At 65.7% G+C, this 23,254-nt stretch carries 22 protein-coding genes; 9 read left to right on the forward strand and 13 right to left on the reverse strand.

The window, feature by feature from the left end; genetic code table 11:
- The first annotated feature begins 85 nt into the window (after positions 1–85).
- Positions 86–535 carry an MAPEG family protein gene (locus H8M03_RS03350; RefSeq protein ID WP_187480345.1) on the forward strand — a complete coding sequence of 150 codons (450 nt, stop codon included), beginning with the start codon at positions 86–88 and terminating at the stop codon, positions 533–535.
- Here the strand turns inward: H8M03_RS03350 and H8M03_RS03355 are convergent.
- Genes H8M03_RS03355 through H8M03_RS03375 form a run of 5 tightly spaced genes read right to left on the reverse strand, consistent with a single transcriptional unit; the run spans position 532 to position 7,170 of the window.
- Positions 532–1,701: a class I SAM-dependent RNA methyltransferase gene (locus tag H8M03_RS03355; protein ID WP_187480346.1), complete on the reverse strand. Its 1,170-nt coding sequence runs from the start codon at positions 1,699–1,701 to the stop codon at positions 532–534. The two genes, H8M03_RS03350 and H8M03_RS03355, sit on opposite strands and share 4 nt — an antisense overlap.
- On the reverse strand, positions 1,698–3,056 hold the full coding sequence (locus H8M03_RS03360; protein ID WP_187480347.1) for an NAD(P)H-hydrate dehydratase: 1,359 nt from the start codon (positions 3,054–3,056) through the stop codon (positions 1,698–1,700). Before H8M03_RS03360 ends, H8M03_RS03355 begins: the two co-directional genes overlap by 4 nt.
- 10 nt (positions 3,057–3,066) lie before the next feature.
- Positions 3,067–3,876: a 4-(cytidine 5'-diphospho)-2-C-methyl-D-erythritol kinase gene (locus H8M03_RS03365; protein ID WP_187480348.1), complete on the reverse strand. Its 810-nt coding sequence runs from the start codon at positions 3,874–3,876 to the stop codon at positions 3,067–3,069.
- Positions 3,873–5,462 (reverse strand): tetratricopeptide repeat protein, encoded by a 1,590-nt coding sequence (locus tag H8M03_RS03370; protein ID WP_187480349.1) that lies wholly within the window; start codon positions 5,460–5,462, stop codon positions 3,873–3,875. Before H8M03_RS03370 ends, H8M03_RS03365 begins: the two co-directional genes overlap by 4 nt.
- Positions 5,463–5,520: 58 nt before the next feature.
- Positions 5,521–7,170, reverse strand: a complete 1,650-nt coding sequence (locus tag H8M03_RS03375) for an electron transfer flavoprotein-ubiquinone oxidoreductase (protein ID WP_187480350.1) — start codon at positions 7,168–7,170, stop codon at positions 5,521–5,523.
- Between the two features lie 75 nt (positions 7,171–7,245).
- Between H8M03_RS03375 and H8M03_RS03380 the strand changes: the two genes are divergently transcribed.
- From H8M03_RS03380 to H8M03_RS03395, 4 genes are read left to right on the forward strand one after another with little or no spacing between them, the layout of a single operon-like run.
- Positions 7,246–7,974 carry a uracil-DNA glycosylase gene (locus H8M03_RS03380; RefSeq protein WP_187480351.1) on the forward strand — a complete coding sequence of 243 codons (729 nt, stop codon included), beginning with the start codon at positions 7,246–7,248 and terminating at the stop codon, positions 7,972–7,974.
- The gene (locus H8M03_RS03385; protein ID WP_187480352.1) at positions 7,971–9,728 is read left to right on the forward strand and encodes a lytic transglycosylase domain-containing protein; all 1,758 of its coding nucleotides are present in this window, start codon (positions 7,971–7,973) and stop codon (positions 9,726–9,728) included. The genes H8M03_RS03380 and H8M03_RS03385 overlap by 4 nt, the downstream gene beginning before the upstream one ends.
- Positions 9,729–9,779: 51 nt before the next feature.
- Positions 9,780–10,526 carry a hypothetical protein gene (locus H8M03_RS03390; RefSeq protein ID WP_187480353.1) on the forward strand — a complete coding sequence of 249 codons (747 nt, stop codon included), beginning with the start codon at positions 9,780–9,782 and terminating at the stop codon, positions 10,524–10,526.
- A complete protein-coding gene (locus H8M03_RS03395; protein WP_187480354.1) occupies positions 10,523–10,789 on the forward strand; it encodes a PqqD family protein in 267 nt (88 codons plus the stop codon). The genes H8M03_RS03390 and H8M03_RS03395 overlap by 4 nt, the downstream gene beginning before the upstream one ends.
- Here the strand turns inward: H8M03_RS03395 and H8M03_RS03400 are convergent.
- The 4 genes from H8M03_RS03400 to H8M03_RS12675 are packed head-to-tail and all read right to left on the reverse strand — an operon-like array spanning position 10,786 to position 14,042.
- On the reverse strand, positions 10,786–12,651 hold the full coding sequence (locus H8M03_RS03400) for an asparagine synthase-related protein (protein WP_187480355.1): 1,866 nt from the start codon (positions 12,649–12,651) through the stop codon (positions 10,786–10,788). The two genes, H8M03_RS03395 and H8M03_RS03400, sit on opposite strands and share 4 nt — an antisense overlap.
- Positions 12,652–12,711: 60 nt before the next feature.
- Positions 12,712–12,852, reverse strand: coding sequence for a hypothetical protein (locus H8M03_RS03405; RefSeq protein WP_187480356.1), 141 nt, complete (start codon positions 12,850–12,852; stop codon positions 12,712–12,714).
- 45 nt (positions 12,853–12,897) lie between these two features.
- The gene (locus H8M03_RS03410; RefSeq protein ID WP_187480357.1) at positions 12,898–13,824 is read right to left on the reverse strand and encodes a hypothetical protein; all 927 of its coding nucleotides are present in this window, start codon (positions 13,822–13,824) and stop codon (positions 12,898–12,900) included.
- Positions 13,821–14,042 carry a hypothetical protein gene (locus tag H8M03_RS12675; RefSeq protein WP_246449272.1) on the reverse strand — a complete coding sequence of 74 codons (222 nt, stop codon included), beginning with the start codon at positions 14,040–14,042 and terminating at the stop codon, positions 13,821–13,823. Before H8M03_RS12675 ends, H8M03_RS03410 begins: the two co-directional genes overlap by 4 nt.
- On the opposite strand from H8M03_RS12675, the gene H8M03_RS03415 reads away from it, so the two are divergent.
- Positions 14,004–14,933, forward strand: coding sequence for a nucleotidyltransferase family protein (locus H8M03_RS03415; protein ID WP_246449166.1), 930 nt, complete (start codon positions 14,004–14,006; stop codon positions 14,931–14,933). The genes H8M03_RS12675 and H8M03_RS03415 overlap by 39 nt on opposite strands.
- 59 nt (positions 14,934–14,992) lie before the next feature.
- Positions 14,993–16,753, forward strand: a complete 1,761-nt coding sequence (locus H8M03_RS03420) for an ABC transporter ATP-binding protein (RefSeq protein WP_187480359.1) — start codon at positions 14,993–14,995, stop codon at positions 16,751–16,753.
- On the opposite strand, the gene H8M03_RS03425 is transcribed toward H8M03_RS03420, so the two are convergent.
- Complete coding sequence (locus H8M03_RS03425) at positions 16,732–17,061, reverse strand: lasso peptide biosynthesis B2 protein (protein ID WP_246449041.1); 330 nt, start codon at positions 17,059–17,061, stop codon at positions 16,732–16,734. The genes H8M03_RS03420 and H8M03_RS03425 overlap by 22 nt on opposite strands.
- Positions 17,062–17,386: 325 nt before the next feature.
- On the opposite strand from H8M03_RS03425, the gene H8M03_RS03430 reads away from it, so the two are divergent.
- Both H8M03_RS03430 and H8M03_RS03435 read left to right on the forward strand, forming a co-directional pair.
- Positions 17,387–18,601: a DegT/DnrJ/EryC1/StrS family aminotransferase gene (locus H8M03_RS03430; protein ID WP_246449044.1), complete on the forward strand. Its 1,215-nt coding sequence runs from the start codon at positions 17,387–17,389 to the stop codon at positions 18,599–18,601.
- Between the two features lie 10 nt (positions 18,602–18,611).
- A complete protein-coding gene (locus H8M03_RS03435; protein ID WP_187480360.1) occupies positions 18,612–20,576 on the forward strand; it encodes a polysaccharide biosynthesis protein in 1,965 nt (654 codons plus the stop codon).
- On the opposite strand, the gene H8M03_RS03440 is transcribed toward H8M03_RS03435, so the two are convergent.
- Genes H8M03_RS03440 through H8M03_RS03450 form a run of 3 tightly spaced genes read right to left on the reverse strand, consistent with a single transcriptional unit; the run spans position 20,573 to position 23,171 of the window.
- The gene (locus tag H8M03_RS03440; RefSeq protein ID WP_187480361.1) at positions 20,573–21,469 is read right to left on the reverse strand and encodes an NAD-dependent epimerase/dehydratase family protein; all 897 of its coding nucleotides are present in this window, start codon (positions 21,467–21,469) and stop codon (positions 20,573–20,575) included. The two genes, H8M03_RS03435 and H8M03_RS03440, sit on opposite strands and share 4 nt — an antisense overlap.
- Positions 21,469–22,467, reverse strand: coding sequence for an ATP-grasp domain-containing protein (locus H8M03_RS03445; RefSeq protein WP_246449046.1), 999 nt, complete (start codon positions 22,465–22,467; stop codon positions 21,469–21,471). Before H8M03_RS03445 ends, H8M03_RS03440 begins: the two co-directional genes overlap by 1 nt.
- A complete protein-coding gene (locus tag H8M03_RS03450; protein WP_187480362.1) occupies positions 22,449–23,171 on the reverse strand; it encodes a metallophosphoesterase family protein in 723 nt (240 codons plus the stop codon). Before H8M03_RS03450 ends, H8M03_RS03445 begins: the two co-directional genes overlap by 19 nt.
- Positions 23,172–23,254 lie beyond the last annotated feature (83 nt).

Raw genomic sequence — 23,254 nt, forward strand, 5'->3', positions numbered from 1 at the left:
TCGGGCGATTTGCTCGATTGAGCGCATTGCCAATTCTGAAGAAGTGAAGCACCCTCCTCCGGCATAATCCGGGGGAGGGTTTTTCATGCCGTACAGTCCAATTCTCGCGCCGGTCGTGGCGCTGGTCGCCTGGTCGCTGGTGATGCTGGTGTGGATGGCGATCGCCCGCCGCCGGGCATTCGCGAAAATGGGCATCAGGCTGGACAATATTCCGCGCGGGTCGCGCGGCGTGAACCTCGACGGCCGCGCTCCCGATGAGGCGCAATGGCCGGCGCACAACTACATCCACCTGATGGAACAGCCGACGCTGTTTTATGCCATCTGCCTGACGCTGGCGATGATGGGGTTCGGCAATGGCATCAACTACTGGCTGGCCTGGGGTTACGTCGGCCTGCGGGTCGTCCACAGCATCATCCAGGCGACGGTCAACATCGTGCCCCTTCGTCTGGCGGTTTTTGCCTTGTCGACCCTATGCCTGATGAGCCTGACGGTTCACGCGGGCTTGCGTATCCTGCACGATTGCGGGCTGATCTAGCGCGAGAAGCTGCCTGCTAGCTCGACATGGGTCGACCAGCGGAACTGGCCGACCGGCCTGACCCAGTCGAGCGCGTAGCCGCCGTCGATCAGCAATCGCGCGTCGCGGGCGAAGGTCGCCGGGTTGCAGCTGACGTACGCCACCCGGCCGACCGCCGATCCGGCAAGCTGGGCGACCTGCTGCTCCGCTCCCGCGCGCGGCGGGTCGAGGATCACGGCCTGAAAGCGACCCAGCTCAGTCGTGTCCAGCGGACGGCGATAGAGGTCCCGATGCTCGACCAGCGTCGCGGGCGACGCACGCTTCAGCGCCGCCGCGGTGTCCCGGCTGGCCTCTGCGGCATAAGCCGCGCGGGTCGCCAACGCGAATGTACCGAGCCCGGCGAACAGGTCGGCCACGGGCCGCTCTTCGCCGACGCACTCGCGCACGCAATCGACCAGCGCCGCCTCCCCGTCCTCCGTCGCCTGGAGAAACGCTCCGGGAGGAAAGGCCACATCGGCGCCTGACAGGCGGATACTGGCCGGTAACGGCTCGTACACCGGCTCCGGCCCGTCACCCGTATCGACCGCCAGCCGGGCAAGCCCCTGCGCCATGGCAAAGCCGGTCAGCGCCTCGATCGCCGCCAAGCCTTCCGCTGACACGTGGCGCAGCAGCACGTCGATACCCTGGTGCAACAGGGTCATCTGCACCTCCGCCCCGCGCTTGGGCTTGAGCAGGGTGCCCAGCAGCGCCCGCAATGGCTGGACCAAGGCGAACAGTTCGGGCCGCAATATGTGGCATTCGCGCATGTCGACGATGCGGTGTGATTTTTCGCCGTGAAAGCCGATCGCCACGCCATTGCCGAGTTTCAGCGCCTTGAGTGTCGCTCGCCGCCGCGACCGCGGTGGAGACAAATGCGGCGTGCGGATTTCGGTTTCCAGCGCATGCTGCGCCAGCGCGGTTTCCACCCGCGAAACCAGATAGTCGCGGTAGGCCGCATCGTCGGCATGCTGCAGTTGGCATCCGCCGCATTCCGGGAAATGCCGGCACGGCGGGTGCTGGTGATGCTTGCCGAAAGCCAGCGCGCCGTCCTCCAGCACCGCGTCGCCGGGGATTCCGAACGGCACATGGCGGCCGCTGGCGGTGACGCCATCGCCGCGCGCCGCGATGCGGACGACGAGTTCGCTCACAAAAGGTCGAGAGCGGACGGGATGGCCGCGGCAAGGTCGTCGGCGACCATGTGCGGCCCGGCCAGTTCGCCGGCGCGGCCGTGCAGCCACACCGAAGCGCAGGCTGCCTCGAACGCCGGAAGTCCGCGCGCGACCATCGCCGCGGCAATGCCGGCCAGGACGTCGCCCGTGCCGGCGCTGGCCAGCCACGCCGGCGCCGGCGGGGCAAAGCCGGCGCGACCGTCCGGCGATGCCACCAGCGTATCCGGACCTTTGTAAATCACGACGGCCCCCGACCGCCGGGAGGCCTCCAGCGCCTGCTCGACCTTGTTTCCTGGCAAGGTGCCGAACAGCGTCTCGAACTCGCCCGCATGCGGCGTGATGATCGCATTCTGGCCTTTGAGCCGTTCGGGTTCGCCGAGCGCGCCGATGCCGTCGGCATCGATCACCTTGGGCGCCTTGCTGGTCAGCGCCAGCGTCAGCACCTGCGGAATGTCGCCCATTCCGGACCCGACGAGGATGCAGCCGATGCGCTCGTCGCTCATGTCGGCGGTGTCGATCTGCGCGATTGCAGCGGGCAGCCCGTCGATCGGGCGGGACGTGCTAATCCGCACGTAGCCTGCACCGGACCGCGCCGCGGCCATGGCGGCAAGCGCGATGGCCCCCGGCATCTTCCCGGCCAGGCAATGCACCAGCCCGCGCGTATACTTGTGACCCGCGGGATCGAGCCCCGGCAGCTGCGGCGGACCGATTTCCACCCAGTCCGTACCGGTGTCGATGCCGATGTCGGCGAGCACCACCCTTCCGCATGCCGGCATAGCCGGCATCAGCCGGTGTGCGGGCTTTAGCGCGCCGAACGCCACCGTCATGTCGAAGTTCGGGACCGGGCCGAACAGCGCGCCGCTGTCGCTGTCGACGCCGCTTGGCAGGTCGCAGGCGATGCGCAGCCCGGCAGCCTCCCCAAGCCGGACAAGCTGCGCGTGCACATCACCGTCCAGAGGGCGCTTTAGGCCGGTACCGAACAGGCAATCGACCATGACCTTCGCCGGTGCCATGCTGTCCCCGAGCGGCTCTACCGCGCCCTCATAAGCCGCCCTTGCGGCCTTGGCGGCATCGGTCGTCGGCTCCGCGATCGCCGCGACGCGTACCGGCACGCCACGCCCCGCCAGGTGCCGGGCGGCGACATAGCCGTCTCCGCCATTGTTGCCCGGCCCGCACAGCAGCAGCGTCGGCTGCGGCCCGGCATAGCGTATGATTGCCTCCGCAAGCGCCGCGCCCGCGCGCTCCATCAGCGTTTCGATCGGCGTGCCGCCGTCGATCGCTGCCTGCTCGGCCGCGCGCATGGCTTGGGTTGCAAGGATTGGGCGGCCGCTCATCGGCCGGCCCTTAGCGCAGGCGCGTTGCCAAGCGCCACCATTCGCGCGGCACCCCGGTTTCGGCGCGGTCGCGCTGCTCGATCGTCTCGAACAGGGCAAAGCAAGTCGGGCCGCTACCCGACATGCGGACGACATCGACGCCCTGCTGGGCCGACAACCAGGCCATCACCGCGCCGATTTGCGGGGCAAGCACAGCTGCCGCGCTTTCGAGATCGTTGCGGCCGTGCCGCCAATCGCCAAGCTCCCCACGGTCCAACCCGTCCCATTGGGCAAACACATCCGGAGTCGACAATTTTTCGCGCGGGTTGACCAGCAGCACGGGTGCACCGGACAAACCGGAATCCTGCGTCCGCAACACGTCGCCCTTCCCATCCCCGCGCATGGGCGTGGAATGAAGGCAGGCGGGAACATCCGCGCCAAGCCCGCGTGCGATCGGCTCCAACCGGTCCGGCGACCAATGCAGGCCCCAAAGCCGGTTCAACAGCCGCAACGCCGCCGCCGCGTCGGCGGAACCGCCGCCGATGCCGCCGGCCACCGGCAGCCGCTTGTGCAAATGGATCGCCGCCCCGCTCTGGGAACCGCTGGCCTCGCGCAGCGCCTCGGCGGCGGCCGTGACGAGATTTTCGCCCGCACCGATGGCCTCTGCGAACTCCCCGGTGGCACAGAGCGATAGCGCGTCCGCCGGTTCGGCAGTCAGCGTGTCGCCGTCCTCGCAGAAGGCAAACAGCGTCTCGATGTCATGAAAACCGTCGGCGCGCCTGCCGCGGACGTGCAGCGCCAGGTTGAGCTTGGCGAAGGCGGTCTCTTCGCCGTCGCTCAACGGGCCGCAGTCGCTTGGGTCAGCCCGGTGGCGATCTTGCTGCGGATGCGCGTGACGTCAGCCTCCGCTGCTGTGGCAAGCGCTGCCTCCCACGCGAAGCGCGCTTCGAAACGGCGGCCCGCGGCATAAAGCGCATCGCCCAGATGTTCGTGAATCTCGGCTTGCACCGGATCGGCGATCGCCGCCGACTGCAGAATGTCGATCGCCTCGTCATAGCGCCCGCGCTTGTACAGCGCCCAGCCCAGCGAATCGGTAATCGACGCATTGTCCGGGGCCAGTTCGCTCGCCTTGCGGACCAAGGCCTCGGCCGCATCCAGGTCCTCACCGTGCTCAAGCTTGGAATAGCCAAGAAAGTTGAGAATTAACGGCTCGTTCGGCGCCATGGCGACGGCGGCGTTGAGCACAGCCTTGGACTCCGGCCAGCGGCCAGCCTTTTCAAGCTCGCTTCCGCGCAGCAGGAGCAGCGGCCACAGGCGCGAATTGCCGGCCTGCGACAGACGCTCGATGGCCTGGGCATAGGCCGCGGCAGCTTCGTCATGCCGCTCCAGTTCGCCGTACACGTCGCCAAGCCGGGCGAAGTCGTCTCCGGTGGCGCCGGGGCGGGCAACAGCGGACTGCGCCAGCGCGAGAGCCTCGTCGAGCCGCTCTTCTTCCAGCAATGCCCGCGATTCCGAATCGATTGCTTCGGGCTTGAGCGGATCGTCGGCAGGCACCGATCGGAGAGCGGCCAGCGCGTCGTCGATGCGGCCCTCTTCACCCAGCAGGCTGCCGAGGAGAATCGTCGTCGCGCTGTTTTGCGGCGCGGCATAACGGGCGACCTGGACCATCAGCAGCGGCGGCGTCGCGGCGCGCGGCGAACGGCGGATTTCCATCGCCAGCGCCAGCAACTGATCGGCAAACGCGGTCGCGCTGCTATTGATTGCCAGCGGTTTCAACCTGCCTTGCTGCAAGGACCGGCGCAACAGCGCGGCATTCTCCGGCAGCTTGTCGATCAGCTCGATGGCGTGCTGCTCGTCGCCGGCGGAGCGATAGGCCTCCGCCAGCACCAGCCGCAGCCGGTATTCGCGCGGCCCGGCATTGCTGAGCGCCCGCTCGACATAAGGCGGCGCGTCGGAAGGGCGGCCCATGCGCAGCAGCATGAAGGCCGCCTGCTCATCGACAAAGGACTTGAGCGCGCTGTTGGCCGGCACTTCCGACAGGATCGTGAGCGCGCCAGTCGTATCCTTGCGCTCGGCCGCGTTCCACGCCCTGACCAGCGGCGTCCAGAATGACAGGTCGGGCCCGCCGACGTCCGGGCCCAGCAAGCGGATCGCCTCCGCGTCGCGCCGCTCCTTCAAAGCCTCGGCAACCAGCAGCAGTTTCGCGTTGAACGACGCCGCAGGCCTGGGTGACGTCTTGAGCAGGCGCAGCGCGAGCTTCATGTCGCCCGCACTCATCGCCTCGTACACCGCACGGTCGCGAAGATCCGGGTTGGCGGACCCTTCAGCCAGCGTCGCGAGGATTTCCGCGGCCTGCGCCGGCCGACCGCTGATCGATGCGGCGCGCGCCTCGATATAGGCCTTGGCCGGATCGCTAATGCCACGCACGCTCGCGGCCGCTGGCGAAGCCGCCACGGTCAGCCCCGCGGCGATCAGGGCAAGGCGGCTACATGTTCGGATAATTCGGCCCTCCGCCGCCTTCCGGGACCACCCAGTTAATGTTCTGGGTTGGGTCCTTGATGTCGCAGGTTTTGCAGTGGACGCAATTCTGGGCATTGATTTGCAGGCGCGTCGCGCCGCCCTCCTCTACGAATTCGTAAACGCCGGCGGGACAGTAACGCTGCTCGGGCCCGCCATACTGGGCCAGGTTCACCGCCACCGGTATGTCCGCGTCCTTGAGCGTCAGATGAACCGGCTGGTCTTCTTCGTGGTTCGTATTGGACAGATAGACCGAAGATAGCCTGTCGAAGGTCAGTACGCCATCGGGCTTGGGATAGACGATCGGGTGGACCTGATCCTTGCGCCGCAAGTCTTCATTGTCCGCCTGCTTGTGCTTGAGCGTCCACGGCAGCGACAGGCCGAGTTGGCCCAGCCACATGTCGAAGCCCGAATAAAGCGTGCCGATGAAGCCGCCCCATCGGGACACGGCCGGTTGCGCGTTGCGTACCAGCTTCAGCTCCTTCGCCACCCAGCTTGCGTTCAGGGCCTGCGGATAGGCGTCCAGCGTATCGCCCCGGCGGTCCGCGCCGACCGCTTCGAACGCGGCTTCGGCAGCCAGCATCGCCGACTTCATCGCCGTGTGCGTTCCCTTGATCCGCGGCACGTTCACGAACCCCGCCGAACAGCCGATCAGCGCGCCGCCGGGGAAGACCAGCTGCGGCACGGCCTGCCAGCCGCCCTCGTTGATGACCCGCGCGCCATAGGAAACGCGGCGGCCGCCCTCGATCTCGGCGCGAATTGCCGGATGGGTCTTCCACCGCTGCATTTCCTCGAACGGCGAAAGGAAGGGGTTCTCGTAATCCAGCGCGACGACGAAGCCGAGCGCAACCTGGCCATTGTCCTGATGATAGAGGAACCCGCCGCCCCAGGCGTCTTCGAGCGGCCAGCCCTGGGTATGGATGACCCGGCCCGGCACGTGCTTTTCGGGGGGCACGTCCCACAATTCCTTGACGCCCAGGCCGTAATGCTGCGGCCCGCTCTTGTCGCGCAGGCCGAATATCCGGGTCAGTTCCTTAGTCAGGTGACCGCGCGCGCCTTCGGCGAGAAAGGTGTAGCGCGCGTGCAGTTCGATCCCCGGCTGGTAATCGGGCCGGTGCGTGCCATCGCGAGCGACGCCCATGTCGCCGGTGGCGACGCCGCGGACCGATCCGTCCTCGTTGAACAGGACTTCGGCAGCGGCAAAGCCCGGGAAAATCTCGACGCCTAGCTCTTCCGCCTGTCCGGCAAGCCAGCGGCACAGATTGCCCAGGCTGAGCGTGTAGGTGCCCTTGTTGTTCATGAAGGGCGGCATCGCGATGTGCGGCAGGCCCCACTTGCCCTTCTTCGTCAGCACCCAGTGATGGTTTTCGGTCACCGGCACGGTCAGCGGCGCGCCTTTGTCCTTCCAGTCCGGGATCAACTCGTCGAGAGCGCGCGGGTCGACCACCGCGCCGGACAGGATATGGGCGCCGACTTCGCCGCCCTTTTCGAGCACGCAAACGCCGATCTCGCGGCCGGCTTCGGCGGCCAGTTGCTTGAGGCGGATCGCCGCGGACAGGCCGGCCGGGCCGGCGCCGACGATCACCACGTCATATTGCATCGACTCCCGTTCGCTCACTTGATCTCCTTTTCGGCGCACTGGCGGGTCGGTTTGGCTCTCTATGGCGCACGCAATTGCTTGACGCCACCGGCAATGAAGGGGAGAATCCGCGCCATGGTGGGAACGGGCATCGCCGCAGACGCGCGCGAGGCCGCCAGCGCGTTGCGCTGGTGGCTGGAGATGGGCGTCGACGTCGCCATCCAGGAGGATGCCCGCAACTGGCTAGCCGACGATAAGGCCGCCCCTGCCCTGCTCGCCCCGGAGAAGCCTGCCGCGCCGGCCGAACTTCCGGACACGCTTGAGGCGTTCCACCACTGGCTGTCGAACGACGCGTCCGCGCCGCTGTTCGCGCCGCGGTCGAAGGCGGTTATGCCGCATGGCGATAGCGAACCCGAAATCATGATCCTGGCCGAACCGCCAAGGCGCGAGGATATCGCTAGCGGGACGCCGCTCAGCGGCGAGGCCAAAAACCTGCTGCAGGCCATGCTCAGGGCCATCGGGATGGCAGGACAAGCCTATGTCGCAAACCTCGCCTGTTTCCTGGCGCCGGTTTCCCGGATGAGCCCGCAACAGGTCGCGCAATGCGCCGAGGCCGCGCGCCGACACGTCGCGCTGGTCAAGCCGAAGCGGCTGCTGCTGCTCGGCGATGCGCCGTGCGTGGCGCTGCTGGACAAGACCGTGGCCGACGCTCGCGGCCATACGCACCGTATCGAAGGCGTGCCCGCCGTCGCCACCTTTCACCCGCGCCAACTGATCATACGCACGGGCGACAAGGGGCGTGCCTGGCAGGACCTGCTGCTTTTGACCAAGGACAGCCAATGACGATTTCCGCAATCTTGCTGACAGCTGCAGCGGCGGCCCAGCCCGTATCCGACCCACTGGCGCCCTTGCCGCAGGCGCGACCGGCGCCGATTGCGGCGCAGCCGATCCCGGTGGCGCCGACGCCCTATCCCGTCATCGGCCAACCGCAACCGTACGTCCCCGTCGCGCCGCCCATCGTCGTCCCGCGTGACTGGCGCGGGGTTTTCGCGGCCATTCGTGGCGGCCGCTGGCTGGAGGCACAGGCCGGCATCTCCGCGCTTCCGCCCAGCGTCCTGACCCCTGTTGCCAAGGCGGAACTGTATACGGCCAGGAATTCACCCACCGTTGACTTGCCGCGGTTGCAGATGCTGTTGGCCGAAGCGCCGGACCTGCCCAACGCCGACCAATTGTCGCGCATGGCGGTCACGCGCGGTGCGCTCACCCCGCCGTCAATCATTCCGGCGCGGCGTACGATCGGCCTTGGATCGGCCCCGACCCGGTACCGCGCCAAGCCGGTCAGCGGAGAACCACTCGCCGACGCGCTGCGCGCGCAGTTGGATGATTATGTGAAGGCGAACGACGGTCCCAACGCCGAAGCGGTCTTTTTGGGGCAGGCGCCATATCTGTCCGCCAATGCCCGGGCCGAAGCCGCGCAGCGCGTCGCCTGGACCTATTACAGCCGCAACGACGACTTCAATGCTCGGCGCGTGGCCGATTACTGGCGCCAGGGTGCAGGCCCTGAATGGGGGTCGCAGGCGGCGTGGGTATCCGCCCTTGCCGCGTGGCGCATGAACGATTGCAACGCCGCGTCGCGCGCGTTCAAGGAAGTGGCGTCGACCGCTGTCCAACGCGAACTGTCGGCCGGCGGCTATTACTGGGCCGCGCGGGCGGAACAAATGTGCCGCCGTCCGCAATCGGTTCAGGGGCTGCTCAAGGCCGCCGCGGCATCGCCCGAAAGCTTTTACGGCCTGATCGCGCGCGAAACGCTGGGCACTGAAACTCGGCTTCCGCGAAGTGCGCCCGTCTCTACGGCGCAGGTCGAAAATTACGGCAACATCCGCCGGGCGGTGGAACTGGCGCGGATCGGTGAGACCGCTCTCGCCGAACAGATGCTGCGCCACCAAGCCAAGATCGGGTCGCCTGCCGACCATGGCGCCATCCTGGAAATCGCGAAGCGGCTCCATTTGGCCGGGGCGCAATATTGGCTTGGCACCAATGGTCAGTCGGGCGCCCGCGTCGCGGCCGCGGACCGCTATCCGATGCCGGCCTGGGCACCCGCCGGCGGCTGGCGGGTCGAGCCCGCGCTGGCTTTCGCCCACATCACCCAGGAATCGAACTGGCGGTCCGGCGTCGTCAGCCCCGCGGGTGCCGTGGGGCTGATGCAGGTCATGCCGGGAACTGCCGCTTCGCTCGCCAGGTCGAACGGTCTCGGCTACTCCTCCTCGACCCTGTACGACCCGACCCAGAATATGGAGTACGGGCAAAGCTACATCGAAAAGATGCGAGCGTCGTCCTATACCGGCGGCCAACTGCCCAAGGTCATCGCCTCCTATAATGCGGGGCCGCTGCCGGTTGGCCGATGGGCAGCCATCCCCGACAGAGGCGACCCGCTCCTGTGGATCGAAAGCGTCCCCTATTGGGAAACGCGCTATTACATCCCGGCGGTGATGCGGAACCTGTGGGTGTACGAGGGGCTCAAGGGTCGCGATTCCGAATCCTTGAAGGCCGTCGTTCAGCATCGCTGGCCCGCCGTTCCGGGCGCATCGGCTCGCTAGGGCCAAGCAGGTCTTTCCCCCGACGCGCGCGGCGGGCATCATGCGGTCGCCGTGAAACATTTCATCAACCAGGACATGCTCGCGCCCAACGTGATGACGGTGCCGGTCGACGACGGCATCGCCAGTGAGTTTGCCGAGCTGGCGGGCGCTGACGATCCCGGTACCGATTACCATGTCGAAAGGCCGTGGCTAAAATATAGCGACATGCGCTGGATCTCCGCCCGGACGGAGCGCGCGTTCGAACGATTCGAGTCCGCGTTCGACCGGCTGGATGTCGCCCGCCACGTTCGCGATTATGTCGACCTCGACAAAAAGGTCCGCTTCTTCACCGGCTTCCTCCACACGCGCAGCGACTGCAGGGAAAGCAATTTCCACGTCGACTGGAAGCTGACCAACAACGAGGCCTTCACTTTGCTGGTGCCGGTACGCGGTTTAGAGTCCGGTCCTCGGCTGGCCTACAAGCAGGTCACCGGCGACGTCGCGACCTACGACTACAAACGCGGCGAGGCGATCATCTTCGGCGATCATTTTGTCCACTCGACGCCGGAAGGCCTATCCGAACCGCCCTTCACAATGCTCGTGCTCTATTTCGGCACCGACAAGATGGAGCATTGGGGAAAGCTGCTGCGCACGCAGGGCTTTCAATGTCCGTTGCTGCGCCGCCCGGACGGGGAATTCCTGCGCGTCGATCCTCAAAAGGGACCGTCCGGTCCCGGCAACGACGTCGAGTGGACCGCCGAGGCGCCCAAGCCGCAGGCGCTTGGCACGCCGGGAAATCTGAGCAAGGACAGCGCATGACAACCTACCGACGGACCAGCGAACTGCTCGAGGCTGAAGTTGGCGACGAGCTAGTCGGGCTCGAACCCCGACTTGGCCATTGCTTCGGGCTCAATTCGGTCGCGGCCGACGTCTGGAGGCAGCTGGAACAGCCGCAAACCTTCGCCGCGCTCCGCGATTACCTGCTGACCAATTATGAGGTGGAGTCAGAACAGTGCGCGCACGAGCTGCGCGAACTGCTCGACGAAATGGCCGCCAAGGGACTTGTCGCAGCCGAAGCCTAGAAATTCGTCTTGACGAAATGAGCCAGTCCGACGGCACCGAGAACGGTGTTGCGGTAGAAAATCTCCTGCCACCAATCGTCCCATCGCGTAGGCCACTCCTCGATCAACCGGTCGAGGCGGTCGACTTCCAGCAATTCCATCACCGCCGGATGATTTCGGCACTCGTGATAGGCGGACCGCACCCGCGCACGCGTAAACTGGTTATACCAGTCGGCCGCCTGGTACCCGCGCGGTCGAACATCGCCCGGCTGCCTGCCGAGCTTCGCGGCAAAAACACGATCGTATAGCGGGTTGGCGTGTCCCCGCCCGACAAGGAGCTCGGGCGGCGCGGCAAAGCAGGTCTCGATAAAGTCCCGGTCCGCGGTCGGATCGCGCGTATCGACGCCATGGCTGCGGCCAAAAGCGTTGGTGGGATCCTGCGCCATCAGCATCTCGCGGCGCAACTCGAACCAATTGGCGGGTGGACGCCGGTCCTCCAGCTCCGCTTCGGCCAGTTGCTGGACCGATGCACGATATTTAGGCCGAAGCAGGTCCAGTCCCATCGCCTGGCTCGGCCGCGCGCTGACGAGCCGGATCAGCCAGTTATATCCTGATCGCGGGACCAGCCCGCCAAACGTCGAATGCATCAGTCGCGCAAAGTCCCGCGGTCCGGTCGCCGAGGCGAGGGCCGCCCGAAGCCATCGCAACGCGCCCTCTTCCCGCAATAGCGGCAATAGCGCCGCCCGGCCCCCGGCACTGACGGTGAAATTTCCAACCGCGCCGTTCAGCAACACGTGCGCGCCTGCGTCACGCGCACCCTGAACGATGTCGCGGCTCCAGGGGAAGTTCGACAAATGCCCGATCGGGTTGGGGAGCAATGCATGCGCCGTGTCCAACAGATCGAATGGATCACCGTTCGGTCGCAGGACGTGGTGACGAATGTTCGGGTGAAGAGCGGCGACGCTGTCCGCCACGCCGCTTTCGTCGCTAATCCTGCCATACGGTGCGAGCCGGGAAAAACCGCTCTCTGGTGCTGCTGTGAAAGCGTCGAGGGACAGGCCTTGCGCCTGTAACAGTTCGGCAGCGACAACCGTGACAGCGCCGCTGTCGCGGCCGGAACTCAGTTCCGAAGCAACGCCGCCCGTGCCCTTCGATAACCGCCGTCCAACAGCGGTCTCGAAACTCGTCGCGAAGCGCTCGGCATAATCCCTGCTCTCCACGCCGCTGGGCCGCACCCTGCGCGGCGACCAGAAAACCGTGGCTCGACTATGCCCGTCGTCATCAATCTCCAGCATCGTCGAGTGATTGAGCCGCGAAACGCCGCGGTACATCGTGGTGGAGTCGGGAAACGGTATGCCAGAAGCGAACCTCGCGGCCGACGAAAGATCGAGCTCGCGATCAAGTCCCGGCATCCGCAGCAGCATGTGCAAGTCGGAGGCGAAGCCGATCCCTTCGTGTCGCTGATTATAGAATAGCTGGCATCCCGACATGGGCGCTCGCACCAGCCATAGACGCCGGCTGCGGCCGTCGAACAGCGCGAAGGCGAAATCGCCGCGCACATAATCAAGGCATGCCGGACCGTCGTTCTGCCACGCGCGGAGCAGAAGCTGCAGGTCCGACATATTAGCTAGGCTGGAGGAGTGCGGCTTAACCCGCGACGCAATCTCAGCACGATTGTGCAATCGGGCGTCGCCGGCCATGCGGAGATTTGCCTCCGGGACCACGGCTGTTCCCGCGAACCCGTCAAAGTCAGGAATGTGAGCGAAGCTGACAGGGCCATCGCCGACTAAGTCACGTCGAGTCGCGTGACTCGACATCGCCCCGCAGGCCAGCCCGGGGTCGATGCCGTCTTTGAAACTGAAGAAACCCGCGAACGCCGTCACTCGACGGCGCCTAGCGCCTTTCTGAGATCCAAAAAAGCGCTACCTAAGTACCGGATTCGGTTAGGAAAAATTCTTCCCATTATTATTCGAGCCGCCATCGCTGACCACGGTTTTGGCAATCGCTTCGGCGCTTCCAGCGGCGATGGTCCGGATCATCGGCTTCTTCCAGATACGCCGAGCGCCCGTATAATTATTGTTCATGACATGCTCCTAACGGAATGTACTTACCAAGCCCGGAACGGACCTTCAATCATCCTTATCGGAAAGATGCCCTATCACAGATAGCGCTTCGTCGGCGAGAGCTTCCAGGCGGCCGGTGAAAAATACCTCATGAATCATTATACTTTTCGCAATTCTAACGCATTCAGAGAAGTGCTCGCGCTCGGCGCCCACATCGTAGACAAACCCGCCCCGATAGGAGTGCTCGAACAAGGCGTGGACCGCATCGACGCCGTGTATGGCCTGGATGCGAAAGCTGTCCCCACGATTGAGAATATATATTCCGCCTAGCGCATAGGCCCGGTCGGCCTTTGCGGTTTCACTGACCGGCACGTCGTATTTCTCGTACGTCGTCTCGCCCTTGAACGATCGACGGAAGTCCACGGTGTCCCGACCACTCGCTTCCAGCGCGTCACGCCAAAGGCGCAACCGCATCACGCCGGGAAAAACGACCGGATTGCCGGCATCATTCCTGCCGATGGCGGCGACGTCGTCGGTCAGCAATGCATAGCCCTGGTCCTGGAACCACGCAGCCAGCGTCGACTTGCCGCCGCCAGATTCCGCCATGAAGACATAAGCATGACCGTCGATGACAACGGCGTTGGCATGGAGCGGTAGAATGCCGCGCTGGTGCAGCAGCAAGCCGAATGCCGAACCCAGCAGGAAGACGCGAACGTTCTCCGCGGGCACCTCTGCTTCAGCATCGACCAGGATCGTCGACCCGCCCGACACGAAGAAGCGCGCGACGTCCGGAACGACCAGCATCATGCCGTCATCGACCGCGTGTACACCCTCTTCTAGGTCACGCCCAAAGTCGATCGGCCCTTTCGACACGCGCACGTCGGCTTTGCGATCCGGGTCGCCCTGCACAAGTTCGGGCAACCCGATGTCGCTGTCGATGGTCAGCCCGAAAAGATAGTAGCGGTGCGCCGGCGCACCGAGCGCGGCCGTCATGCCGCTGTCGCAACCTGCTGTGGCTGAGCTACACAGAGGCCCGAATGATCACGCCAGAGCTTCAACTTGCCATCGATTGCTGCCGGGCCAACTTCGTCGGCGCGACCGATGCCGGCGATCTCGCGGTGACGCAGGCCATCGATTGGGAGCGATTTCTGCGCGTCGTCCGGCGCCACCGTGTGGAAGCTCTCGCCGCTCGCGCCCTGCACCGTCATCATGCCACCGTCCCTGCCGCAATAGTCGCCGACCTGTCCAGCGACGCCACGCGGACCGCGCAAGCCAATCTGCGTGCCGCCAACGAATGCCGTCGGTTGCTCGCCGCCTTTCACGATGCCGATGTTCCAGTCCTGTTCGTAAAAGGTCTGACACTTTCGCAATTGGCCTACGGCGACGCGACAGTGAAAATGTCGTCCGACATCGATTTCCTGGTCGAACCGTCCAGCCTGCCAGCCGTGGCCGGCATTCTCGCCACTCTTGGCTATTCTCTCGACGCGGCCGATATGGAGGTAGGCAGCGCCGCTTATGAGCGGATGCACCGGCATGCCAAGGACGTGCCATGGCGCAACCGCGCCGGCATCACGCTTGAGCCGCACACGCGGTTGACCGACCATCCCGACCTCATTCCCGCGATCGGCATGGCGTCGCCGCGGCAGGAGGTCGGCGTCCTGCCCGGTGTTTCTCTCCCTACCCTCGCTCGCGAAGACCTATTCGCCTATCTTTGCGTGCACGGCGCCTCAAGCGCGTGGTTCCGGCTCAAATGGGTCGCCGACCTTGTCGGATTGATTGGATCTGACGGCGCGGAGGCCGAGCGTCTTTATCGACTGGCGGTTCGCCAGGGTGCGGGCCGCGCGCCGGCCCAAGCGCTGCTGGTCGCCAGTCGTCTGTTTGGACTTCCTCTGCCCGAGCGGCTGCGCGCCGAACTTTGCGCCGATCCTGCAAATCGCGCCCTTGCGAGGATGGCGCTACGCCAGATTAGCGACGAGCGTGAACCGACTGCGCGCCCACTCGGGACGCTGACGATCCACCTCTCCCAGTTGCTCCTGCGCAAGGGGCTCCGGTTCAAGACTTCCGAAGCCAGGCGCCAGGTTGCGCAGGTTCTAGCCCGCTAGAGCGCGCCGGTTGCCAGTCACGGCCGCCTGCCTTAGCCCATCGCTCTGGAATGGGGGTCATGGCGGGCGGCAAGGTCACTGGTTTCTGGAGTAGCCTCAGGCAACTTCACGCGATCATCACGCCGGCACAGCGGCGGGAGCTGTGGACGGTCGCGGCTTTGACCGTGGCCGGCGCCGTCGCGGAAGTCACGGCCATCGGTGCCGTCGTGCCATTCCTCGCCCTGCTCGCCAACAGCGGCGGCAGCGCGGCCGGATCATCGATCTTCCGGGTGTTTTCGGCGCTTGGAGCGACGACTGAACAGCAACAGCTGGCCCTTGCCACCGCAATCCTGTGCAGCGCAGCGGTCGCCGCCGCGGTGCTGCGCATTTTCCTCGTTCGCAAAACGCAATATTTCGCCAACCTGTTCGGGCACGAACTGTCGCTCGAGGTGCAGCGGCGGATCCTGTTCCAGCCCTACATCTGGCACACTGGTCAGAATTCGAGCCGCCAGCTGGCCGCGATCGAGAAGGTGCAGCTGGTGACCGGGTTGATCCTGCAGCCACTGCTGAGCGCCGCCGCCGCGACGGTGCTGATCGCAGCCGTGCTTGTCGTACTGCTGCAACTAGCGCCGCTCGCGACGATTGCTGCGGGGACGGTGCTCGGCGTCGCATACTGGATCATTGGCGCCGCGGCGCGGTCCCGCCTCTCCCGCAATTCGCAGCTCGCGGACGAGGCGCTGGAGCGACGCACGCGCATCATCCAGGAGGCCGCCGGCGGCATTCGCGAGATCATCCTCGACGATTCGCAGGCGCGCGTCGTGGCCAGCTTCCGTGCCGCCGACCTGCAGTTCGCCCATGCGCTGGCCGACAGCAGCGTAGTGTCCATTATCCCGCGCTACATCCTTGAATCCGCCGGCGTCGTCGTAATCGCCATCGTTGCTCTGGTTATGGCGGAACGCGACGGCGGCATCATCGCCGCCCTGCCGCTGCTTGGCGCGCTGGCGCTCGGCGCGCAGCGACTGCTGCCGCTGGTTCAGCAGCTGTTCCAGGGCTGGAGCTCGGTCGCGGCGCATAGCGCAATGATCGACGACCTGCTCGGCCCGCTGCGGCTGCCGTTGCCGGGCCATACGGACAATCTTCCGGCCATGCCCTTCGCGATGGCCATCGCGTTCGACGATGTCGGCTTTCGTTTTCCCGGCCGGGACCAGGATGCCGTCGCCGGATTGAGCTTTTCCATCCCCAAGGGCGCGCGGGTCGCGCTGGTGGGGCGCACCGGCAGCGGCAAAAGCACCTCAGCCGACCTGCTGATGGGCCTGCTCGATCCCGGAAGTGGAAGGATAACGATCGACGGCACGACTCTCGACGACACCAACCGCAGGGCGTGGCGCGCAAATATCGGCCACGTCCCGCAGATGCCCTTCCTTGCCGACGCTACGATCGCCGAAAACATTGCCTTGTCGTCGGAGCCGGACACGGACCGGGTGCGCCAGGCCGCAAAACAGGCGCAGCTTTCCGATTTTATCGACAGCCTGCCGGCCGGCTACGCCACGCATGTTGGCGAGCGCGGCGCCCGCCTGTCCGGGGGCCAGCGACAGCGGTTGGCGATCGCCCGGGCAATCTACAAGGACGCGCCGCTATTGGTCCTCGACGAAGCCACCAGTGCGCTGGACGACGAAACGGAACGTGCGATCGCCGGCGCGCTTGACGGGCTGCAGGCGCGGGGAACGACCGTCGTCATCATCGCGCACCGGTCGTCGATGATCGCCGGCTGCGACCAGGTCATTCGCCTCGACGGCGGCCGGATCGCCGGCACGGAGGCTCAGGCGGCGTCCCTGGGGTAAGTGGCAAGCTGCGCGTAAGACCCGGCTTCTTCGGCGCCGATGACGATCCGGTCGCCAACCTTCACCCAGACATGGGCCTTGAGCGCGTCGTCAGCCGGGTTGGCACCATAACATAGTATCGCGGGCACGCCGCGGCTGCGCAGCAGACGCTGCAGAGCCAATCCGCGATGAATGCACACGTTGCGCCACGGCGCCCCGTAGCTGGCCCGGTTCAGCGCCCTGACCCAGTCATCGATCACTACCGCCTCCGCTGTCGAGCCTTCCAGCGGCACCGATCCGCTTTCGATCGCTCGCTGAAAAGGCATCATGCGCAGGACAAGGCTGGCGCGGGCAAGTTCGGCAAAGGCTGCAAGAACCCGGACGCGCTCTGCCCAAGGGAGCCGAAGCGCTCCATCCGCCAGCTTGCGTAACCGTGTCGCGATGGTTGGTCCCCTAAAGCCGCTAGCGACGGTCGAGCCCGTGCCGTGGCAACATACTCATTCTGGCGGAAAATAGCGCCACTTGGCGAAGTATGACATGGTCCCTATCCGATTCGGGTTCGATTGCGTCCACTTTTGAAGGTCCATCCATGGTCATCGCTGCTCCGGGTCCGCTCGATTGACGCCGTTCGAGTCCAGGAACGCCACCGTGACCGTGGCCGACGAGGCCGCAGGCGGGCCGTCGCGCGGGCTTGAACTGCGGACCGACGAACAATGGCCGTTTTACGCGGAAGATGAGATCGCAGCGGTCGCCGATGTCCTCCGCTCCGGCAAGGTCAATCAATGGACCGGACCCGATGTCACGGCCTTCGTCGCCGCGTGCGAGCGGCGCTTCGGCGGCGGCCGCGGGCTGGCATTGGCCAACGGCTCGCTTGCCCTTGAAATCGTGCTCCGGGCCTATGGCGTCGGCCCTGGTGACGAAGTGGTCGTGTCGCCGCGTTCCTTCATGGCCTCGGCATCATCCGCTTCGCTGGTCGGCGCAACGCCGGTCTTCGCCGACGTCGATGCCGACAGCGGCAACATCACCCCGAACAGCATCGCACGGGTCCTTACGGATCGAACGCGGGCGATTATTCCCGTTCACCTCGCGGGCTGGCCGGCCGACATTCAGGGAATGATGGACCTTGTCGATGGCCGCGACGTCGTCGTCATCGAGGATTGCGCACAGGCACATGGGGCCATGATCGGCGGCCAGAGCGTCGGCAGCATTGGTCACGCCGCCGCTTTTTCCTTTTGTCAGGACAAGATCATCTCGACCGGCGGCGAAGGCGGCTACGTCAGCTTCCAGGACGAAGCCAAATGGCGCTGGGCCTGGTCGTTCAAGGACCATGGCAAGGATCTGGACAAGGCCACATCGGGCGGCGGCACTCCGGGCATGTTCCGCTACGTTCACGACAGCATCGGGACCAACTGGCGCCTGACCGGCCCGCAGGCCGCGATCGGCATGGCTCAGCTTGGCAAGCTCGACCGCTGGACCGACCGGCGAACGCGTAACGCACGTATCTGGATCGACGCGCTGGACGGCATTCCCCGGCTGCGCGTCCCCCTGCCCGACCCGCACCTGCGGCATGCTTTCTACAAGCTCTATTTCTACATCGAAGGCGGCTCCGACGACGATGCCGCGGAGGCACGTGCGACGATTATCGGCTGTGCGCAGGCGGAGGGCCTGCGGCTATTCTCGGGCAGCTGTTCCGAAATCTATCTGGAACAGGCTTTCGCCGACCTGCCGCGACCCGATTGCCCTGTTTCGCGCTCATTGGGCGCACGAAGCCTGATGGTTGAAGTGCACCCGACGCTCCAGCCCGATCTCCTCGAGCGACGGGCAGCCCGCCTGGCGGAAATGCTCCGCGCGGTCCTCGGCGGCGCGTAGGCAGATCGACGTGCCGATCCAGTTGCTCCGCAAGCTGCCCAACCTGGGACGCCGCCGCAAGCGGGCGATCCTCGTTGCCTATGACTTGGCGGCGATGCTGGTCTCGCTGTGGGCCAGCTTCTCGGTTCGCCTTGGCGTCCTCTACGTGCCGACCGGCCGGCGGGTCATCATCTCCGCGCTGATCGCCTTCGCGGTGGGCATTATCGCCCTATACCGTTTCCGTATCTATCACATCGTGTTGCGCTATTTCGACCTGCGCATGGTCACGCGCATTCTTGCCGCGTCCGCGGCATCGGCGCTGGCCTGGGTCGCGCTCGTCTACCTGATGGACGCCAAGATTGCCTTTTCCTACCGCACCTTCGACGTCCCGCGGTCGGTCGCCTTCATCTATTGCGGCTTCCTGTTCATGCTGCTGTTCATGGGCCGCTATGCGATGGCGTTGTTGCTCGCCGGCGCCGGGGCCGATCCGGACGAGAATGCCGATCTTACCCGCAACATCCTGATCTATGGCGCCAACCCGGTCGGGATAAGCCTGGCGGATTCGGTTCGCCTCTCATCGCGCTACCGCCTGGCCGGCTTCATCGATAGCGATCCCGCGGTCCAGGGTCAGATCGTCGCCGGCTTCCCCATCTATCACCCGTCGAAGCTGCCCCAGCTGGCCGCCGACGGCGAGATCGACGAGGTCTTCCTGGCCATGTCCAGCGCCAGCCGGGCCCAGCGACTGGAAGCGATTTCGCAGGTCCGCGCGCTCGACCTTGAAGTGAAGACCGTCCCGGCGCCCGAGGAAATCGTCTCCGGGCGCTTCACCGTCAGCGACATCCGGCCGGTCGACGTCAGCGACCTGTTGCGTCGTGACCCGGTGGAACCCCTCGGCAACCTCATCCAGGAAGCGATCGAGGGCCGCTCGATCCTCGTCACCGGTGCCGGGGGATCGATCGGTTCCGAAATCTGCCGCCAGGTGCTGCAAGGCGGTCCGCGCAAGCTGGTGCTGCTCGATCACAGCGAGTTCGCGCTTTATACGATCCACGATCATCTCACCGAGATCGCCGAACTGCTTCCGCCCGAGCGAAGGCCGGACGTGGTGCCGGTGGTCGGCTCGATGCTCGACGACGTGCTGGTACGCCAGCTTCTCGCGACCCATGCCATCGACACGCTCTATCACGCCGCCGCCTACAAGCACGTGCCGCTGCTTGAGGACAATGAGCTGGTCGGCATCCAGAATAACGTGTTCGGGACGCTGACCGTCGCGCGTGCTGCCTTCGACGCCAAGCTGACCCGGTTCACGATGATCTCGACCGACAAGGCGGTCCGGCCGAAGAGCGTAATGGGCGCGACCAAGCGCGTCGCCGAGCTGGTCATCCAGGCTCTGGCCAGCAGCGCCGGCTGCAAGACGCAATTCGGCATCGTCCGCTTCGGCAACGTGCTCGATTCCTCAGGTTCGGTCGTGCAGCGTTTCCGCAAGCAGATCCGTGCCGGCGGACCGGTGACGGTCACGCACCGGGACATCACCCGTTTCTTCATGTCCATTCCCGAGGCGACCCAGCTCGTCCTTCAGGCGAGCGCCATGGCCCGCAACGGCGAAGTCTTCGTGCTCGACATGGGCGAGCCGGTGAAGATCAGCGAACTTGCCCGGCACATGATCAACCTGTCGGGCATGACCGTTCAGGATGACGACAATCCATCGGGCGACGTGGCGATCAACTTCGTCGGCCTGCGCCCGGGTGAGAAGCTGTACGAGGAACTGTTCGTCGGCGAGGAAACGCTGGCCACCGATCATCCGCGCATCAGTATGGCGCGGGAACGGATCATCGCCCAACCCGAGCTCGACGAACTGCTCGCCGAACTCCGCTCGGCAGTGGCGACCGGCGATCGTCTGGTGACCCGTTCCGCGCTGCGCGAATTCCTGACGTCAGAGATCGATGCCGAAGTGATCGAATTCCCGACCCACAAGCAGGCCGACGGCACGAACGGCTAGGTCGAGGCGACCAGCCGCTCCAGTCCCTTACGTAAAGGCGTCGGCGTGAAACCCAGCCGCGCGGCCTTCGCGATATCGATGGCGGGGAATCCAGCCTCCGCTTGCTCGCCGCGTTCGACAATCAGCGCCTCCGGGCCCGCGCCAGTCAATTCAACAAGCTGCGCGCACACGTCAAGCAAGCTGTTCTTCTCACCGCCGGCGATGTTGAACGCGCCGGTCTCCTCGTTGGCCAGAAATAGGCGGATGGCCCGCGATACATCGCCGACTTCGACGAAATCGACCGCGAATGACCCGCCATTGGCGAGCCGGATCGGCGTACCGTCCCGAAGCAGCCGAACGAACCGGGTGAGCAGCGAGGTCTCGACGCCCGCGCCATAAACGGAGCTCAACCGCAACGTCGTGACCGCTATCCCGCGGTTGCGGTGCCAGTAAGCACCCAGAACGTCCTGCACGAGTTTCGACGACAAATAGAACGGAGCCCGCGCTGACGGGAACATGGGGTCGTCCTCCGCGGCGCAAGAAACGCCGGGAGCGTAAGCGTTGGCGCTGGTGGTCTGGATCAGGCGCGTGACCCCGGCCTCCTCCATCGCCGCCAGCAGCTTGAGCAGGCCGAACACGTTCGTCTGGAAGGCAGCGGGAGCGGCGCCTTCGCTTTCCTGGCTCGCCGGAATGTGCGCGGCCAGATGAGCAACGGCGGCGCAGCCGTCCAGCGCACCGGACGGTAACGGCCTGTCGTCGCTGAAATCGACCGCGACATGCTCGATGTCGTCGTCGGGGGCCGAACGCGACAGCACTCGAACCCGGAACCCGTCATCGACCAGGTCGGTCACCAGCCGCCGGCCGACGACGCCCGTGCCGCCGGTAACGGCAATCAGGTCGCCCGTCGCGACCATCAGCCGAGCTGTTCGACCTGCGACGGCGGCACCACGATCTCGCTCCAAAAACGCAGGATCGTCGAATGCTCGATGTTGGGCTGCGTCACTTCCTCGCCGAACAGGATGTGGCGAATGCACATTTCGACTTCGTTGAAACCGACGGCCGCCCGCAAGGGTGTGGTGCCGGAAAAGCGGCAGTTGATCTCGAACACGCACGGCCGTCCCTCCCGGTCGAGCCGGAATTGGAAGTTCGCGGGGCCGTACGGGCCGAGCGCGGCGCCGAACGCTCGCACCTGCTCGTTGAGTTCGGGATAAGCCTCGGTGAATGCGCGATAGGTGTTCCCGTCACGCAGGTCGCGCCGCATCACGATCGACGCGCGCGGTTTGCCGTCGAAAACGACCACGCTGGCGGTATATTCGCCGTCGTCCGTGCCGATGCACTCCTGCACGACCAGTCCCTCGCGGCCAGCGAGCGCGGCATCCAGCTCCGCCTGGCTATTCACCACCGACACCCCGATCGAGCGCGCCCCGCGGCGCGGCTTCACGACCAGCGGGAAGCCAACCGTCTCGACCACGCGCCGAAGCTCCTCGGCGTTTTCTGGCCGCGCGGAAGCCGGCGCGCGAAACCCCGCCTCGTCGAAAAACTGGAACGTCTGGTATTTGTCGTCGGCGATCTCCACGGCCCGCTCGTCGCTGACGAGGATGTTGGTGCCGTAATCGCGCTCCAGCGCTTCCCGATTGGCGGCGAGCACCGCCAGTTCGGCATCGGTGCCGGGAATGACGATGTCCGGCTTGGCCTTGGCGATGATCTCGCCAAGCCGTTCGACATAGGCCGGGTCGTTGGCCATCGGGACAAGATAGGCTTCGTCCGTCCAGTGCAGCCCCGCGGACAGCGGGCTGGGATCGGCGGCAATAAGCTTGGCATCCAGCGACGAGCGTTCCAGCGCGCGCATCACCCCTTGGCCGAGCAGCGCACCGGCCCCGGTCACGAGGACTTTCACTGGAAAAACTGGCACAGGCGCTCCTTGGTCGGCGCCGACAGGCCTGTCGCGCGCAGCTTGCGAATCGTCGAATCCCAACTTCGGTCGATCCACCGCTGCTCAATGGAGAATTCAGGACCCGCCGTCACCATCGCCCACTGCCCGCGCGGATCTTCGCGGTCGCGGGGCTGGCCGATGGACCCCACCGTGTACACGCCGCCCGCCCGATCGGCTGGCCGATAGCCGCGAAAGCGGTGCACATGCCCGAATATGCCCCAGTCGAAACCGCGCGACTGCAGCACTTCGGCCGCCTGCTGCATCGCGGCTTCGCCGTTGAGGTACGTCCAGTCAGGAAAGCCGAACGGATTGGCGTGCGATACGAGCAGGCGCTCCGCGGTCCATTCCGCATGCCATGGCAAAGCGTCGACCGCGCCCGGCCCACCCAGCTGTTCCACGGTCCAGGCGACCGATTCCCGAATCCAGTCCGGCAGCTTGGCGCGATATGCGTCGGCACCCGCGCCGGAGCGGTACAGCACGTCATGGTTGCCGGTGATGAGGATCGCCCCGTCGCGCTCCACAGCGTACTGCGTCAGGCGCAGCGTTTCGCGCGGTTCCGGCCCGTAGGTAAAGAGGTCGCCGAGGATGATCAGCCGGTCGAAGCCTTCGCTTCTCGCGCCTTCCAGTGCGTCGGCGAAATGCTCGGCCGCGGAATGGATGTCGCTGAGGACGGCGATCTTCACGGCCTACGGAACTCCGGAAATCCGCCCGTCAGGCGTGCGGGATGTTGCGAATGCTGCCAAGCTCTTACAGAAGCGCATGTGCG

This window comes from Sphingomonas sabuli, from assembly GCF_014352855.1.
Classification (GTDB): domain Bacteria; phylum Pseudomonadota; class Alphaproteobacteria; order Sphingomonadales; family Sphingomonadaceae; genus Sphingomicrobium; species Sphingomicrobium sabuli.